Origin of the sequence: Thermogemmatispora aurantia (genome assembly GCF_008974285.1) — a bacterium.
Classification (GTDB): domain Bacteria; phylum Chloroflexota; class Ktedonobacteria; order Ktedonobacterales; family Ktedonobacteraceae; genus Thermogemmatispora; species Thermogemmatispora aurantia.
Genome location: NZ_BKZV01000005.1, coordinates 207038 through 223354 on the forward strand (window position 1 = coordinate 207038; position 16317 = coordinate 223354).

At 59.5% G+C, this 16317-nt stretch carries 16 protein-coding genes; 5 read left to right on the forward strand and 11 right to left on the reverse strand.

What is annotated here, in order from left to right:
* The first annotated feature begins 323 nt into the window (after positions 1 to 323).
* The 5 genes from KTAU_RS15850 to KTAU_RS15870 all read left to right on the forward strand — a co-directional run bounded on the left by KTAU_RS15850 (position 324) and on the right by KTAU_RS15870 (position 4634).
* Positions 324 to 659 (forward strand): hypothetical protein, encoded by a 336-nt coding sequence (locus tag KTAU_RS15850; protein WP_112430609.1) that lies wholly within the window; start codon positions 324 to 326, stop codon positions 657 to 659.
* Between the two features lie 287 nt (positions 660 to 946).
* Positions 947 to 2764, forward strand: coding sequence for an NAD(P)/FAD-dependent oxidoreductase (locus KTAU_RS15855; protein ID WP_151729297.1), 1818 nt, complete (start codon positions 947 to 949; stop codon positions 2762 to 2764).
* Complete coding sequence (locus KTAU_RS15860) at positions 2765 to 3058, forward strand: 4Fe-4S dicluster domain-containing protein (protein WP_052891136.1); 294 nt, start codon at positions 2765 to 2767, stop codon at positions 3056 to 3058.
* Positions 3059 to 3062: 4 nt separating this feature from the next.
* Entirely contained in the window at positions 3063 to 4058 is a 996-nt protein-coding gene (locus tag KTAU_RS15865; protein WP_151729298.1) for a hypothetical protein, read from the forward strand.
* A 189-nt stretch (positions 4059 to 4247) separates the two neighbouring features.
* Entirely contained in the window at positions 4248 to 4634 is a 387-nt protein-coding gene (locus KTAU_RS15870; protein ID WP_151729299.1) for a hypothetical protein, read from the forward strand.
* A 292-nt stretch (positions 4635 to 4926) separates the two neighbouring features.
* On the opposite strand, the gene KTAU_RS15875 is transcribed toward KTAU_RS15870, so the two are convergent.
* The 11 genes from KTAU_RS15875 to KTAU_RS15925 all read right to left on the reverse strand — a co-directional run bounded on the left by KTAU_RS15875 (position 4927) and on the right by KTAU_RS15925 (position 16236).
* On the reverse strand, positions 4927 to 5730 hold the full coding sequence (locus KTAU_RS15875; protein WP_151729300.1) for a hypothetical protein: 804 nt from the start codon (positions 5728 to 5730) through the stop codon (positions 4927 to 4929).
* 275 nt (positions 5731 to 6005) lie between these two features.
* Positions 6006 to 7493, reverse strand: a complete 1488-nt coding sequence (locus tag KTAU_RS15880) for a replication-associated recombination protein A (protein ID WP_151729301.1) — start codon at positions 7491 to 7493, stop codon at positions 6006 to 6008.
* A 168-nt stretch (positions 7494 to 7661) separates the two neighbouring features.
* On the reverse strand, positions 7662 to 8582 hold the full coding sequence (locus KTAU_RS15885; RefSeq protein ID WP_151729302.1) for a PfkB family carbohydrate kinase: 921 nt from the start codon (positions 8580 to 8582) through the stop codon (positions 7662 to 7664).
* Positions 8583 to 8805: 223 nt separating this feature from the next.
* A complete protein-coding gene (gene jag / locus KTAU_RS15890; RefSeq protein WP_151729303.1) occupies positions 8806 to 9807 on the reverse strand; it encodes an RNA-binding cell elongation regulator Jag/EloR in 1002 nt (333 codons plus the stop codon).
* Between the two features lie 342 nt (positions 9808 to 10149).
* The gene (locus KTAU_RS15895) at positions 10150 to 11157 is read right to left on the reverse strand and encodes a YidC/Oxa1 family membrane protein insertase (protein ID WP_151729304.1); all 1008 of its coding nucleotides are present in this window, start codon (positions 11155 to 11157) and stop codon (positions 10150 to 10152) included.
* A 29-nt stretch (positions 11158 to 11186) separates the two neighbouring features.
* On the reverse strand, positions 11187 to 11399 hold the full coding sequence (yidD, locus tag KTAU_RS15900) for a membrane protein insertion efficiency factor YidD (protein WP_228026495.1): 213 nt from the start codon (positions 11397 to 11399) through the stop codon (positions 11187 to 11189).
* 17 nt (positions 11400 to 11416) lie between these two features.
* Complete coding sequence (rnpA, locus tag KTAU_RS15905; protein WP_170293343.1) at positions 11417 to 11812, reverse strand: ribonuclease P protein component; 396 nt, start codon at positions 11810 to 11812, stop codon at positions 11417 to 11419.
* A gap of 138 nt (positions 11813 to 11950) precedes the next feature.
* Complete coding sequence (gene rpmH, locus KTAU_RS15910) at positions 11951 to 12085, reverse strand: 50S ribosomal protein L34 (protein WP_069805928.1); 135 nt, start codon at positions 12083 to 12085, stop codon at positions 11951 to 11953.
* Positions 12086 to 12232: 147 nt separating this feature from the next.
* Complete coding sequence (locus tag KTAU_RS15915; protein WP_151729306.1) at positions 12233 to 12886, reverse strand: double zinc ribbon and FHA domain-containing protein; 654 nt, start codon at positions 12884 to 12886, stop codon at positions 12233 to 12235.
* A gap of 139 nt (positions 12887 to 13025) precedes the next feature.
* Complete coding sequence (locus KTAU_RS15920) at positions 13026 to 14264, reverse strand: vWA domain-containing protein (RefSeq protein WP_112430635.1); 1239 nt, start codon at positions 14262 to 14264, stop codon at positions 13026 to 13028.
* A gap of 49 nt (positions 14265 to 14313) precedes the next feature.
* The gene (locus tag KTAU_RS15925; RefSeq protein WP_151729307.1) at positions 14314 to 16236 is read right to left on the reverse strand and encodes a protein phosphatase 2C domain-containing protein; all 1923 of its coding nucleotides are present in this window, start codon (positions 16234 to 16236) and stop codon (positions 14314 to 14316) included.
* Between the last annotated feature and the right edge of the window lie 81 nt (positions 16237 to 16317).

The following is a 16317-nucleotide window of genomic DNA, read 5'->3' on the forward strand; positions in this document are numbered from 1 at the left end:
AGGCAAGGCGAGTCACCGGCATGGGGGCGACAGCCAGCGCTACTGTTTGTGAGGGACTACCTTCCACGATCTGTTAATACCCAAATTGAAGAGTGGCTTCGTCTGGACGTGACGCTGGTAGGGGAGCAACGGGGTGCTTTGTCTGCGCCCCTGTTCCTGGGGAAACCTGTCCCGCCTGCTCTTGCTCTACGCGGCTACTCTTCGGGATGCGAGTCGCGCTATGCTAAGACATTCTGGCTAATTTCACGGCGGTACCGTACCCTGCGGAATACCTTGATATAAAATACTCCTATGTATGGATATGAATTTCCGGGCTAGCGATTATGATTTCTCCGCGTAGCACAGCTGTCATATTTGTCCTGCTTCTGGTAGCTATCTTATCGCTGGCCTGCATTAGCCCGCTCGCCCTGTTCAACCCAACAGTTACCCAAGGGCCAGGTGTGGAGCACGCCGATGGCAAAATTGTGGCGATTCAGCAGGCCGATATGAGCTTTGTGCTTCAGACTGCCAGCGGTCAACGCCTGCGCTTTCTCTGCGTAGAGCGCTGTCGTCTGGCGCTGCAGCATATGGAGCGGCACCTGCGTGAGAAAGCGCATACCGATGTCTATTATTATCCACAGACCACGGGCAAGCCTCCGATTGCCTTTCAGGTAGATTAACTGTCGCCGTTGGCTCACCGGCTTGACGCCTGAGCGCTCAAAGCCAATGAGCTGGTCTGCAGCGGCAGTGAGTACGGAGACCAGGCAGAGCACGAGCAGGGAGCGAGAGCAGTGAGCCTCCAGCCTGGTAGGTGGGGAGGGTGAATTACGCGAGTGGGGAACAGAGGCCTCATCGCTGGAGCCGGGGCCGGTCAAAGGCGAGGGCCTGGCCAGTGTGCAGGAAGGCAAGAAGCTGGTCACACTCAGGTGATGAACGAAGATGATGGGTGAGTACAGATAGAGGAGATATGAGACAGGATCATGCAGGTCACCGGGCGCCCTTTTTCAAAGGGACTGAGCAGCCCAGTATTGATCGGGCTGATATTGTGATTGTTGGCAACGGCATCGCTGGTTTGACCGCGGCCCTCCAGGCGCGGAGTTTCGAACCTGATGCCCGTATTGCTATTATCAGCGATCAGAACCATCCCACGATCAATACGCCCGCGCTCAAACAGTTCGCCGTTGGCAAACTGACCCGTGAGCAGCTTTTAGCCTATCCCCCCGGTACAGAGCGACAGGAGCGTATCCACCTGATCCACGCGCGGGTCGAAAAAATCAGTGCCCAGAGCAAGTCTGTGACCCTGGCCAACGGCAGTGCCTTTGGCTACGGAGCGCTGCTTCTAGCCACTGGCAGTACGCCTACTGCCCTGCCCTCTCACCTGCCGGGACGCGATTTCGATGGCGTCCTGACCTTGCACCGTCTTCAGGACTACCTGGATCTGCGGCGCCGTCTGCCCGAGGTCGAGGAGGCCGTGGTGATTGGCGGCGGAGCCCATGCCTGTGAAACAGTGATGTGCCTGCTGCACTGGGGCATCCATGTCCACTGGTTGATCCGCAGCGCTGTCCTGCTGCCGCGCATGTTGGATGAGACCGCTTCAGAGATGGTGCTGGAGCGCATCAGGCAGGCCGGGGCGACCGTCTATACTTCTACAGAGGTAATCGGCATTGTGGGCCGTGTAGGCAGTGTCATTGGCGTAGTGACCAATCATCAGCAGTTTATCCCCTGCCAGCTGGTCGTGGCCTGCACTGGCACAAAGCCGGTGACGACTCTAGCAAAACACTGTGATCTGCCCCTCAAGCACGAAAATGGCATCCTGGTCGACGACCATCTGCGCAGTAGTGTCCGTGATATTTATGTAGCCGGCGATGTGGCGGCCCTCAAAAACCCGCTCACCGGTCAGTATGAGCCACGCGCTCTATGGTACGCCGCTGTGGAGCAAGGCCGCATGGCTGGAGCGATGATGACTGGCCACCGTGAAGCCGTGCGCCCGTTCGGTGTTCCCTGGCATGCGACGCACCTGGGCGATCTGTCGATGCTCTACGTAGGTAATCCGCTGCAGTCACCTCCTGGGTCCTATGTGCTAACTGATACCGGTCGCGGCGGCTATCGCCGTCTCTTGCTGCAGGGCGAACGCCTCATTGGCTATCTCTCGCTCGGTCCGATGCAGCCCGATAGCCTGGCAATCAAGCGCATTATCGATGAAGAACTGCCCGTACGCGATATTTTGAAGGGCCTCTTGAAAGGCGAGTTCGACGCCCGCCAGTATTTGACACGCCAGCGCACCTACACCGCCCAGGATCTGGTGACCAGCGGACGCCTGGCTAGTGTGAAGCCCTCTCCTGTTCAGGCGACCGCTCAGACCACACCCGAGCCAGCTCCCGCCGCTCGTGGCCCTGCTCCGGCTACAGCAGCAGCTCAGCTTGAGCCTCGTCTACCAACAACCGAGCAACTACCCCCAATCTCTACCGGGCCAGTCGCCACCCCTCAGCATGCTCCGGCCTCCGCTCCTGCGGCGCATGCTGGCTCCCGTTATCCTATCTTACACGAAGAAGAGGAGATCAGCCCTTTCACCGGCACCTTGCCTGCTCTGCCGGAGCAAGGGCAAGGACAGGCAGGGAGACGCTTGAACTCTGGCAACCTGCCCTCTCGTCAAGAGCAGGGCCGCGGAGGACGGCGCAATCTGTGGGCTTACAGCGATCCTGTGCTGCCCGCATTCCCTCGCCAGAGTCCAGCGCAGATGCAGCACAGCCGATCCTACAGTGAGAAACGGGAGGGAGGACGTTAAGTGCGTAATCCTGTCCTTTTACATAAAACCGCTTCTCAGGTTCAACAGGAACTTGAGGCCTGCATTGGCTGCAACGAATGTCTGCTTGCTTGCCCAGCTCTTGATGAACCCCTGACGATCGATGTCCTCAATCGCGAGACCTTCGGCGGTCCGATCTCGGCTCCGGTTGCGCGCTTTGCCCGCTCATGCTATCAGTGTGGTGCTTGCGTGCCTCCCTGTCCGGTGGGCCTTCACCGTGACGCCATGATGATGTGGCTGAAGATCCGTCTGTACCGTTCTGGAGAGGAGGATTGAACTGATGCCGGCTTCGCGTTCTTCCTCGCCCTATGATTATGCCTCTGATCGAGAGTGGGCTGGCACGAGAGGCTATCCACTCTTTTTCATGTATATCAAGCCACGCAATTTACTGCGTGTAGCGCTCGGGCTGCTCATCATTGTGGCTGGGCTGGCATTCTGTATCTGGTATAGTCGTAATGGGAGCGATCCGACCCCTGATAGCCTTGTGGGTCTGATCTATGCCGTCCTGGGCACCGTTTTTCTCCTCTTGGCCGGCCTCCTCTATAGCTTGCATCGCCGCTCGCGTAAGAGCAAAAAGGTGATTGGTGGACTGCGCTCGGCCCTGGGCTGGCATATGTTCTTTGGCCTGACCGGTCTGGCGCTGATCTTCTATCACTCCTTTGGCAATTTTAACCCGCGCTCCGGCACTTATGCTCTCTATGGCCTCATTGCCCTGGTCATCAGTGGTATCATCGGGCGCAGTCTTGATCGAATCATGCCGCGCCTGATTGCGAAAGAGGCAAGTAAGGCTCTGACCCAGGAAGGAGAGGATCGCATTGAGGCCATTTCGCAGCAGCTGCAGGCCATCGTCGAGCATAATATGCAGCGTGTGCGCGGCCTGACCCCATCGCCGGCCTCGGCCTCACCTGCTATCTCTGCTGCCCCGGAGCGCGGAGGAAGCGCTGGGCGTGGGCGCACCCTGCATGGTCCCTGGGACCTGGCCTATCTGACACTGGAGGAGACGCCCCAGGAGCTGAGCCGCTATGAACAGAGCTATCGCCTTGTACCCGATCGTAAGAGTCCCCTGAGCCGTCCCGGGGCCTTGCTACCCGGGGCCCAGGAGCAAATGGCTGCCTTGCAGGCGGTCGAACATGCCATGAGGCGTGAGCAATTCTATCGCTATGTCATTCGCTACTGGCGCATTTTCCATATCCTCCTGGCCCTGGTCACTGCTGGCCTGGTCATCTGGCACTTAGAGTATGCCGCCTCTCTGGTGATTCCCACGTTGTTCCATTAGAGTGAGCGCTCATCCTGCAGCAACCACAGACAGCAGGGCGGGCTCTCTTCCTCTCTATCTGCCTGCCTGCTGTCTGGAGGGCCTGGATTTGGGAGAGCTGCCCGCCTCGCTTGCCATCACTCCCCGTGGTCTCTCGGCCTGGAAAACCCTGGTAGCGCTTGCTACGTATTAAGTAATGGAGGGAATGCTATGTCGAGAGAACTGCTTGTGCCCGGTACGCGCCCGCGGCGACTGTGGCCGAGGCGCCTTGATCTACTCTTTCACCTCATCAAGACCGTTCGCTTGATTGCTTACCTGCTGCGACATGAGCGTGTCGGAATTGGGCGGAAGGTGCTCTTTGTGGGCGGCTGTGGCCTCTTGCTCTTTTTACTTTTCTTTCCCGATACCTTTGGTGAGCTGGTAAGCAGTATGCTGCTACCTGTAGTGGGAACTATCTTGGGGGTGCCTCTGGATGCTGGATTCGACTGGCTGACGCTGGTACTTGTCCTGGTATCCCTCTTGCGCGTCTTCCCCGCCGAGGTGGTAGAAGAGGGCTATCGCCGGATCTTCATTCAGCCAAAAAAGGCGCAGCCCTGACCGGCATAACCGGAGGGAGGCGCTCGCCTATCGGCTTCTCTGCCGGTGCAGAACGGTAGAAGGCCGAAAAGATTATCAAAAAAAACAGCAAGGCCATACTGCGCCGGTGGTGGTCATCCCCCTGCTCAGAGCAGTACCCTGACTCTTGCGCTGATCTTATCTCTGCTGTTTCCCTGTTGTGATCCTCAATCGACCTGTGGTCGCCTTGCCTGGCTAGGGAGGCAGCCTGGACTCTTCTCCCCCAGGTCCCTGGCAGAGAAAAGCGGTGGCTGGTCCGTGGCTCTTTCCCTGCTCAGAGATGGATTTTGTCATTGGCATCAGACGGCCTGAACTTTGTCCCTGTATTAATGAACACAATGTTCTGATCGCCGAGGTGGATGATCATGTCAGGCTTGCCGTCACCGTTGACGTCCTTAAACTCCAGGATTGGAGGAATCTGGTCGACATTCGAATTGGTGCCATAGAGATAGGGGCCACCGTAGGTGATGGCTTTCGCAGGATCGCCAGCCATCAGTTCAACAACAATGATGTGGCCGTGCAGGTTGATGGCGATAAAATGGCTCGGATGCTGAGGACTGTCGCCTCCGTGACCAACGACGGCGTCAGTCTGATAGGTGCGCGGATAGCCATAGCGGATGTCATCAAGGCGCTGGGTGCCCCAGGAGATCAGCCAGGAAGTAAGAACCCAGAGGGCTAACATGACGAGCATGCCGACGCCGATAAAGAGCAGCCAGTGGATACGCCGATTTGCTTCCTTCTCTCTCTCGGGGCGGGGACTTTTGTAAGGGGCTTTCTGTGAGGTCTGCAGAGCTGGCGCTGGTGTCGCTCGCATGCGCGCCGTGATAGCCGGGCTGGCCGTCGTTGTCACCGGCTGCTGGGCGCTGCGTCGGTAGGTGTAGGGCACCGGCATCTGGCGCGTGGTCGACTGCGGGCTTATGGCTCGCTGCGTCCCCGTGAGACGAGGGTCGTTGAGCCGAATGGCGCTACTACCGGGCCGCGGTGGTCGTGATGCATCTGGATCGTCTTCTGCAAGATAATCGAGCGGATCTGGTGGTACATAGCCACCACGGCGTGTCTGCGTTGTAGGGAGGGGCATTTCGTCTCTTCTAAGCCGGACGGATCGCCTTGCTGCTGTATATTGCTGCCTCTCTTCTCCAGACATTAGCTCTCCCTTTCTCGATCAGTTTTTCCTGGGCGCTGCGCACAATGTCAATGCACGTTGCTCGACGAAAGCACCAGACGCACAAATTGCAAGCCCCAATAATTATGTAAGATAACCTGCCAGGTTGTCAAGGATAGATGTATATCAATTTAATGCAGACGTGTTTTGAAAAGAAAACGGTAGTTTCCTGCTTTTTGATGATATCTGTATCAGCATGAAGAATGGCTCTCTCCAGTAATGGACGAAGAACCCTCACTGTGGGTATCAGAGTGAGCCGCGGGCGATGCTGGCTGGCTTTGGGTGGAAGAGGTGCGGCGTCGCTCCAGCCAGCGTCTGATGCTGGCCTCGTTGCCCTGGAGGCCAGGCTCATAGTAGCGCCTTCCCTGCAGATTCGCTGGCAGGTACTCCTGCAACTGCACAGCTGGTGGTCGGGAAGGATCATCGCTTGTCTCCTCAAGCTGGTGGTAATAATCATGGGCATACTGATAATCTCTGCCGTATCCCAGCTGTTTCATCAGCGTAGTGGGAGCGTTGCGGAGTGAGAGAGGTACCGCCTCCTGACGCTGCTGGTGTACGTCATCGCGCGCTCGCCCGTAGGCCAGGTAGAGGGCGTTGCTTTTCGGAGCGCTAGCCAGGTAGACCACGGCCTCTGCCAGGGCCAGATCAGCCTCGGGCAGGCCCACGAACTGGACCGCCTGTTGGGCGGCCACGCACAGAGGTAAGGCCAGGGGGTCGGCCAGGCCCACGTCTTCCGTGGCGATCCGAATCAAGCGGCGGGCAATAAAGAGGGGGTCCTCGCCCGCTTCCAGCATCCGCGCCAGCCAGTAGAGGCTGGCATCGGGGTCAGAGCCGCGGATGGCCTTATGCAGAGCCGAGATGGTATCGTAGTGTTGGTCGCCACTTTTATCGTAGAGCAAGGCTCGCCGTTGCTGGGCCTCGGCCACCGTTTCCGCGGTGATCCGTCCCTCTCTGGCGCCGGCGGCGGCCAGCTCCAAGACATTGAGAGCCGTGCGGGCATCGCCATTGGAGAAACGTGCGATCTGTTGCAAAGCCTCGTCTTCGATCTCCAGGTGATAGCGGCCCAGGCCCCGCTCCTCATCTTGTAAAGCTCTTCTCAGGAGCTGGATAACGGCCTCCTCGCTGAGCGGATTCAAGGTAAAGACGCGGCAGCGCGAGAGCAGAGCGGCGTTTACCTCGAAAGAAGGATTCTCGGTGGTTGCCCCGATCAGGGTCAGCAGGCCCTGCTCAACGTAGGGTAAAATAGCGTCCTGCTGGGCCTTATTCAAGCGATGAATCTCATCGATAAAGAGAATGGTGCGCTCTCCTCGCAGCTGGCGTAGCCTGCGGGCCTCCTCGGTCACACGGCGCAAATCGGCCACCCCGGCGGCAACGGCGCTGAGCGTCACAAAGTGAGCGCGAGTCAGCTGGGCAATCAAGCTAGCCAGCGTTGTCTTGCCGCTGCCGGGTGGTCCCCACAGGATCAGTGAAGGGACGCGGTCCTCCTCCAGGCAGCGCCGTAGCAAGCGCCCCTCTCCAAGCAGATGTTCCTGTCCTACAAACTCATCAAGTGTGCGGGGGCGCAGGCGGGAAGCCAGCGGCTCAGCAGCTCTGTTTTCGCTGGCGGTGGTATTGGTGCGCGGTGGTGTGTCCTTCTGGCTGGATGCTGGATCTGGAAAGAGCGATGCTTGCTCCATCATAGCGCTTGGCCTTGTCGGCGCTCGCGATATCCTCCCGAGTAATGAGCAGTTTCTTCATTCTACCACGCGCGAGGTGCTGGCGTACAGCGTCTCTGTTCTTTCTGCCGTCTGCTTACCTATCTCGGACTTCCTCGAAAGGGACCTGTTGGCGACTGGGGCAGGGGAGGGTTAGCCAGCTTCTGAGCCTCGGCGCTGGGCCAGGCGCTTCTCCACCTGGGTAGGGGAGGGGATACCGCGCGTGCCCACGTCTTCCACCGAGAACGACGCCACGCAATTGGCAAAATCGACTGCGGCAGCAGGATCGCCGGAGCGGGCCAGCTGCACCAGAAACGCGGCGGCGAACACATCGCCGGCCCCGGTCGGGTCAACTTCGCGTGCGGGATAGGCTGGGAAATGTTGAGCCAGGCCTTTACGGAAGAGCGTGGCCCCCTCGCGGCCTGCCGTTGCCACCAGCAGAGGTACCAGTTGGCTCCAGCGGCGTAGAATCGCCTCGGCCTCCGCCCGGCTGCCGTTGGCAAATGGCAGCAGGTCGTCATGGCTCAAGATGAGAGCATCCAGATGGGGAAGGACCTGCTCAGCGGCCTCCCAGGGTGTGGGCCAGACCCTACCATCGCTATCCCAGCGCCGCAGCCAGCCCTGCGGAGTTGCGGCCAGAATGCGCCCCTCGCTGCGCGGGAAAAGAGCGACTATCTCAGGGGTCAGCTCTTGAGCCAGGGGGGCCAGGAGCACGATCGGAGCTGCACGCCAGGGGAGGGGGACATCCTCGATCTCCAGAGGCTCACTGCGTGCGCGTAAATACTGGATACGGAAACCATCCTGATAGCGATTCTCAAAGGTTGTCGTCCTAGCTGCCATACGAACGGCCAGACCAATACCGGGTAGCAGCGAAGGCAGCTGCTGGCAGATGTCTGCAGAGGCACAGGTCACAAGCGCTGCGGGCAGGCCGAGGCGCTCAACGGTCAACGTGGCGAAGGTCACTGTACCGCCGAGAGCGAAGGAGCCATCAGGAAGCACATCGCGAGTAATGTGACCGATACTCAGGAAAGCTGGTGGCTCAGCGCGAGCAGGCTGAAGGACGGTCGCAGGCATAAAAAGAACACCTCCCCTCTGGCGTGCGCAGCGCTGCACAGCACAGTTTGATCACCTATATCTGCCCGCCTACACCTGGGACAAGCTATACTTCTCCTGGCCGCTGTCCCTCATGGCGAAGATGAGAGCAAGCAAGCGGCATAGTGGCGAGCCAACGATCCCTTCGGGCGGGAAGGAGAAGTGAGCCAGTCAGCCGGGCTGGCCGGTCGAGGATGGGCCTGGTTTAAGAGCGTCCGGGACGCTTCAGAGAGATCACCACGCGGCGCGCATCTCCCTCACCAATGCTCTCCGTACTGATATCCTGGCTGTCGGCCAGAGCCAGGTGCACGATTCGCCGCTCATGGGGAGGCATGGCCTCCAGGGCAATCGAACGGCGATAATTGCGCACTTGCTGCGCCACTCGCAGAGCCAGCGAGCGCAGATTCTCCTCGCGGCGCTGGCGATAGTTCTCCGCATCGACGATAATGCGCATGCGGCGTTTCGTGCGGTGACTGACGATGAGGTTCACCAGCAGCTGGAGGGCAGAGAGCGTTTCGCCGCGGCGGCCAATCAGCAGGCCCAGATTTTCATGAATGCCCTGGATATTGAGGGTGAGCGGATCGGTCGAGCGCACCTGGACCGAGGCGCGGATATTCATATAGCGCAAGATCTGCTGGAGCACATCGACAGTCAGTTCGATGTCTTCGCGTGTAGGCTGCACTGGCTCCTGAATGGTGGGTGAGCCAGTGGAGGTCTCGGCGGAAGAAGGAGCAACGGGGGCCGAGGAGGATGTTACACCAGCGGAGGCTGAGCTAACGGCGGGGGGAGCCGTAGAGGTGATCTGCTCGCCAGGCAGCTGCTGAGGGCGAGCCGTTGGCTGCACTTCCTGGGAGAACGGCAGAGGCTCCTCGCCATACTGCTCCTCCTCATCCTCTGAGAAATCTGCAAACTCTTCCTGACTGTCGTAGGCGCCATGAGAGGCGCTTGTGAAGAAATCCTCCTCATCCTCTTCCCCCGCTTCGACCTGGCTTAGGATGGCGTCGGCCATCTCAGGGGTAATCACCGCGCCGCGGCTGGGGCGAACCGTCACCCGGACTCGTGCCTCGCGGCTGCCAAGCCCAAAGGCGCCGCGTGCAGGTTCTTGCAGGACTGTCACCTCGACCTCATCTCGGCGCCTGCCCAAACGGAGCAGAGCCTGCTGGACAGCTTCTTCAACGCTTTTACCACTGGCCTCGATGCTTTCCACTGCTTACTTGCCTCCCTTGAAGGTATCACACAATGCCGGGCAGAACGAGAAGCGAAAGCGAGAGCGCAAGAAAATCGGTCAGTTGGTTGCCAGCCGGGGCAGTGGTTTAACCTGGATAGGGCAGACCAACCGAACCGAACTGGACCTTGGCGGTTATCGTATGGCAGCAGCCAACCTCTGCTGGCTGGCAAGGCCTGCTCATTAGCTCTACTATGAATTTGCCGGAGGAGGCCAGCGCTGCCCAATGCATAACAACTTCTATCCGTGCTGTATCCGTCCTGTCCGGCCTGGCCTGGCCCGGCCCGGCCCGGCTCAAGACAACCTGACCGATGCTAGCTCCTCCTAACTGGGAGTAGCATTCCTCCTTCGTACAACGCCGCGTCGACGGGCCGAAGCGCTGCGCAGGTGGCGGCGTGATGCACTTGTACCATTGCGCCAGGCGCGTTCCTCCGAGAAAGCTGGTCGCGCCTCCTGTGACTCAATTGTCTCTTCAAGAACACGGGTCTGGGTCAGTTGCTCACGCTGCTTCTCCTCCTCTTTGCGGGAGGGGGAGAAGGGGCTGACTGGACCGGTGACCAGGTAGTACTGGACCGCCATGATAATGGAGCCAACGGCCCAGTAGAGGGCCAGGCCAGCGGGGAAGCTCCAGGCGAAGAAGAGGGTGATCAGAGGCATCAGCCAGGTCATGATCTTCATCGTCTGCTGCTGAGCGGCCAGAGCATCAGGGGTATTGGTGCCGGAGGAAGTCGTTGCAGAGAGAGAGCGATTGTTACGGGACTGAGTCAGATAGAGTTGGACAAAGGTGGCCAAAGCGGCCAGGATCGGCAGAATGTGAGTCGGGTCAGGTAGGGCCAGCGACAGGTGCCAGGCTGGGTTAATGAAGGTGAACCAATCGAGGTTGACGTTGGGGAAATGGCTAAACTTTGGCAAGAAAGGATAGATAAAGCCATTGAGCCGCTCCAACCCCTGATTTCCCTTCAACGAGGCATCGTCGATGACCGCCCGGAAGGCAAAGTACAGCCCGTAGAGCACTGGCAGCTGCAGGAGCAACGGCAGGCAGCCCGAGTAGGGATTAATATTGTAACGTTTGTATAGCTCCTGTGTGGCCTCTAGCTGGGCGCGTGGATCGTCGCGGAAACGCTCGCGGATGCGGCTGATCTCTGGCTGCAGCTCCTGCATCGCCTTAGCCGACTTCAGCTGCTGCAGCGTCAGCGGGAAGAGAATCAGGCGGATGGTGAGCGTCAAAACGATGATCGACAGGCCGAAATCGCCAAAGAGGTGGTACAGCAGCATCAAAACGTTGAAGATGGGCTGCGTAAAGACGACGTTGATAAAATCACTGATCCCCACGGGATTTCTCCTGCCTTCCTCGATCTTGCCTACTGGCCCAGGCGCTCAGGAACTGGGTCATAGAGATCTCCATGATAGAACGGGTGACAGCGTGCCAGGCGTTTCACCGTCAGCCAGCCCCCACGAATCAGCCCGAAGCGCTGGATTGCCTCGTACCCGTACTGTGAGCATGAAGGAACGAAGCGACACGAGGGGGGTAGAATGACGGAAAAGGTACGCTGGTAGACACGAATCAGAAACATTGCAACGTACTTCACGGCTATCGACCTTTATGGACACTCCCTGCCGGGCGCTGCCGCCCAGACGCCTCATTGGCCAGCAGCAATCGCGCTCGGCGTAACAAAACCTGCAGCTCGGCCTTCAACGTCTGTAGATCAGCCTCAAGCGCTTCGCGCCTGGGAATCAGCACAAGATCCACGCCGCGCAGCCGGGGTAAACAAGGCCGAATGGCCTCGCTGAGCAAGCGTTTGAGACGATTGCGCTGCGTGGCCAGTTTGAAGATGCGCCGACTTACTACAAAGCCGACACGAACCTGATCGCTCTCCGTCGGTGCCCAGGCGAGGACCAACAACCTGGAGGCAACACTCCTTCCCTGCTGCCTGATCCGCTGAAAATCGCGGCTTCTGCGCAGGCGCAGTTCGCGTCTTAATGCCACCGTCTTGATAACTTCTGATCTATCATCTTCACCAACAGGTGAGAGAGAGCGCCTTAAGAGACACCCCAGGAAGGGAGCTACCGCAGGCGGCGAGTCGACGCCGTCGGCCAAGTGAGTATGGCCCGCCTGCGGGGGGCGCTAGACTGTCAAGCGCCAGCGGCCCTTCAGGCGGCGGGCCTTGAGCACTCGCCGACCGGCGCGCGTCGCCATGCGTTTCAAAAAGCCGTGTTCCCTCTTGCGGGGGATACGCTTCGGTTGCCAGGTGCGTTTCATAAACCCCTCGTTCTCCTCCACTAAAGGATGTCTTGTAGATTATAGCGGGTAGCGATCCTGGCTGTCAATGACGGGGGAGGCATAGCTGGCTGCGCTCTGCTGGCAGCAGCTGCCTCCCCGCTTGAACTCTTCTCTCCTATCTCTGGCTTACGAGGTTTTAAAGCGCAACAGCACGCGCCCCAGCTTGATCTCGTCGTTATCGTGCAGCGGCGTTGGCGTCTTGGGGGCCAGGCGCTGCCGATTCAGGAAGGTGTAATTGGTGCTGTTCTCATCCTCGATCATGTACTGGCCGTTCTGGATAAAGATCCGGGCATGCATGCGCGAGACACCGCCCTCTTCACCGCCGTGGGGGGTGAGATCGATGTCGGGAAAGATGTTGCTGACCGCATCTTCACGGCCAATCAGGATGTTATCCTTCCCACTAATGTCGAACTCCTGGTTATCCGCCTCAACGATCAGTCGGGCGCGCAGGGCAGAACCTGCCGCCGCGGGGGCAGGGGCGGATGCTGCTGGGGAGGCCACGGGAGCGGCTGGCGCCACACTTGGGGCGCTCACTGCCGCTGGTGCCCCCAGCAGGCTCACGCCGCAATTCGAACAGAAAGCCTCGCCTTGGGGATTCTGCGCGCCACATGAGGGGCAGGTTTGCATGCCTGGCTGTGCGGCTCCACTGGGAGCAACGGGCGCTGCCGGGGCTGGAGCCGCTGGAGCCGCTGGTGCTGCCGCGCTCAACGGCTCGCCGCATTCGTCGCAAAATGCCGAACCATCCGGGTTCTCATGACCCAGTGAACAATAAACTGGCATAATTCTACTCTCCTCCTCTAATCCGGTGTTACCCCTGAAGCACGCCTTCTCGCCTCTGCGCGCGTCGGTGGCGCAGGCGACCGACACCTTCAGTGAATCCTCCCGTGCTGTTCTGCTCTTTCTGCTCTGTTGCGTACTGTCAGGGCAGGATGTCGTCCAGGCGTTGTGTCAGCTTCCTCGTCTTGTTACCAATCGATTTGACTTGCTCTTGAGAGATCTGCTGCCCTTTGCTAATCTGCTCAAGCGCCGCTTGAGTCTCTTCATCGAGGATACGCGTCACATTGGGTGCCAGGCGGGTTGTTACTTTGCCTGTGCGCTTATACTCATCAAGGATGCGTGTCACGAGGCGCTGGGCGTTAGCCTTCTCTGCGAAATTCATGACTCGCGCGTTCACTTGAGCCGCCTGGTTGGGATCGGTGGTGAATGTGACTTTAATATCTTCACGGATGCGCTCGCCCACTAGATTGGCGATGGGCACATCGTAGGACAACTCGGCCTGAGCGATGCGGAAGAGGCCCGCCGGGCGTGGATCGATGAGCAGTTCGACCAGCACGGCCTGGGGCGTCTCCTTCTCCAGGTCGCCCAGGGGAATCACCACCTGACGGTCCGAGAGGACAGACTGCCCGAGATCGCTGATGATGGGCAAGACTTTGACGGCCTTTTTCGGAGTGACGCCTGTTGGCAGGCGCAGGGTAAGGACGGCGTTGCGCACGGCCACGGCAACGGCGCTCTGAACCTGCTGCTGGAAGATGCTCATGGCGTCGGCGGGATTCCTGATGAATTCCGCCGGCATGCCCCCACTGAGCTGGCCAATGTCGTCTAGCAGATTCTCATCCCAGTCCTGTCCAATGCCCAGCGGATAGATGGCGATTCCCGCAGCTGCTGCTTCGCGGGCAAGCTGGCGACAGCGATCTGAATCGCCGTAGGTGACCCCATCCGTCAGCAGAATCATGCGATTGACGGTATTAGGAAAGCTGTAGCGTCGCAGTTCGTTGAGGCCCTGGATCATGCCCAGCGACATGGTGGTACCGCCTCCGTCGCGAATGCGGTCGATGGCCGCCTTCATGCCTACCTTGTCCTGAGCGGGCATGGAGGGGATAATCACCTGGGCCGTGTCGTCGAAAACAATGACTGAAACGTAGTCGGTCGGCTCCAGGTGGTCAATGACCATCTTGACCGCCTCTTTGACGTTATGCAGCTTGGCCCCTTTCATGGAGCCAGAGTGATCCAGAACCAGGGCAAAATTCAGGGGCAGACGGACCTGGGCCATCATCTCGGTGGGCTTGGCCTCCAACAGGACATAGGCGAGCTGGCTCCCACCGGTGACCGGCATATAGTCCTTCCCCAGCTGATACGCCAGCACTACCTCACCAGGCATAGTCTATCAGCTCCTTTCATTGGTGGCAGCCTTCAGTATATCATAGTGTTCAACGTACAAAGACCACAACAGCGCTGATGTTATCTTCTCCCCCATTTGCATTGGCTGCCTCTATCAACTGGGCACAGGCTGTCTGTGGATCTGGGGCTGCGTTGAGAATGCTCTCGATCTGTGGGTCGCGTACCATCTCCCAAAGCCCGTCCGAGCAACTCAGCAGGATGTCTCCCGGGTACAACTCTTGCTTGAAGAGATCGATCTGCACGTTGGGGCGATCGCCCAGGCTGCGGAAGATCTGGCTACGCTGCGGATGGGTGTATACTTCGTCAGGCTGGAGCAAACCGCCGGCCACAAGCTGCCCCACGAGCGAGTGATCGGTCGTCCGCTGATAGAGTTGCCCGCCACGGACCATGTAGGTACGACTGTCGCCCACATTAACGATATACGAGTGGCGCCCCACAATCATAAAACCGGTCAGGGTGCAACCCATATCGGTCTTGTTCTGCTGGTTGATCTGGCAGAGGCGGCTGTTGGCCTCCTCGACGGCTTCCTGAAGCAAGCGCACAAGTTGGTCTTCCTCCGCGGGGGCCGGCGGTTGCTGGCTCTCCCTTTCGGCGCTCAGTGGGGCCGCCAGCAGGTCGCGGACAATGCGCTCGGCAATAGTATTGACGGCGACGCGGCTAGCAAGCTGACCGCTGGCGTGTCCTCCCATGCCGTCGGCGACGATGAAGATACCCATTGGTTGGGAGATGGATTCGTGCGAGCGCTCCAGGAGGAGGACCAGGGTGCTGTCCTCGTTCGGCTGATCGCGGCGAAGGATGCCCGCGTCGGAGAGGGCTGCCGCCATCAGATGCACGCCCTCGGGGAAGGGATCGCGCTCGGCTTGCGGCTGCTCAACGGCGTAGGTGCGCCCTCCTTCGATGAAAGTGTTGATGATGTGACCTCCGGTGACCTGAGTCTCTGGGCTGGTCCGCTCGCCGCTGAATTCATGCAAAAGGTAGGGCATACCCAGCAATTCGGCGCCGCAGTTGATGCAGAACTCGTCACCTTCGGCATTTTCCTGGCTGCCGCAGTTCCAGCAGCGCTGGTAGCCCTGCTGGTCGGTGACCTGATAGATGCGCTCGTGTTCCTCTTCTCGTACGAGCTGGTTGATCAGGTAGCGCCCACCAAGGAGGGTGCCGCTCTCTAGCGGCCCGCTGCTCGCTCCTGCCATGACTGCGCTGCCGAGATTCTCTGCTTGCTGGCTCTGTGAATCCAATCCAGCACTGGCTTCGGAGGCCTGCTCGGCAGCCTCTGGCTGAGCAGGTTGATCTGCTGATGATTGCTCTTCCACCGCGGTTGTTGTCCCTTCTTGTGATTGTTCTTCTATTGCTCCTTGCACGGCTGGCTCTGCTGGGCGGTCAGCTGCCCCGCTGACCGCAGCGGAGGCCGGTTGCTCACTCTCGACAGACTGAGCTGCTGAGGTCCCCATCAACTCGCCGCTGCCTGGTGGACTGCTAATAGCTGCCGCGGAGCCTGGCTCTGCCTGGCCACTTCTCTCGCCGGTCGCAGCTGCTGAAGCAGCGGACTGCTCACTGGCGACGGTGCCGCCCAGAGTCTCGGCCACCTTCTCGCCCATGCCCGGCGCAAGCAGAATGGTTGGTAAGTCGGCAACGTCCCTGGTCTCTTGTTCCGATCTGCTGCTTGCTTGCTGTTGCAGCTTTTGCTGACGTTCGGCCTCCTCTAGCTCGCGCTGCCAGCGCTGGCTATGGTAGGCCATCATGCGCTCGGGAGTAAGGATCAGGGTCGGTGCCAGGCTGGGGTCTTCCGGTTCCTGGCTGGTGGTGGTGCGCTCCGCTCCTTGGGGTTGCCCAATTGGCTGCTCGGAAGCGGTGGAGCTTTCGCCGGCGGGGGTTTCCCGCGGAAGCGAGCGCCCACAGCTTTTGCAGAATTTTGCATCGTCGCGGTTGGGCGTGCTGCACACTGGACAGATCATACCTGCTCTCCTCGCTCTCTGAGACAGATTCGGTCCTCTCTTCTCCTGCTATTCGGCTCAGAAGTGGCTGGCGACGATTCT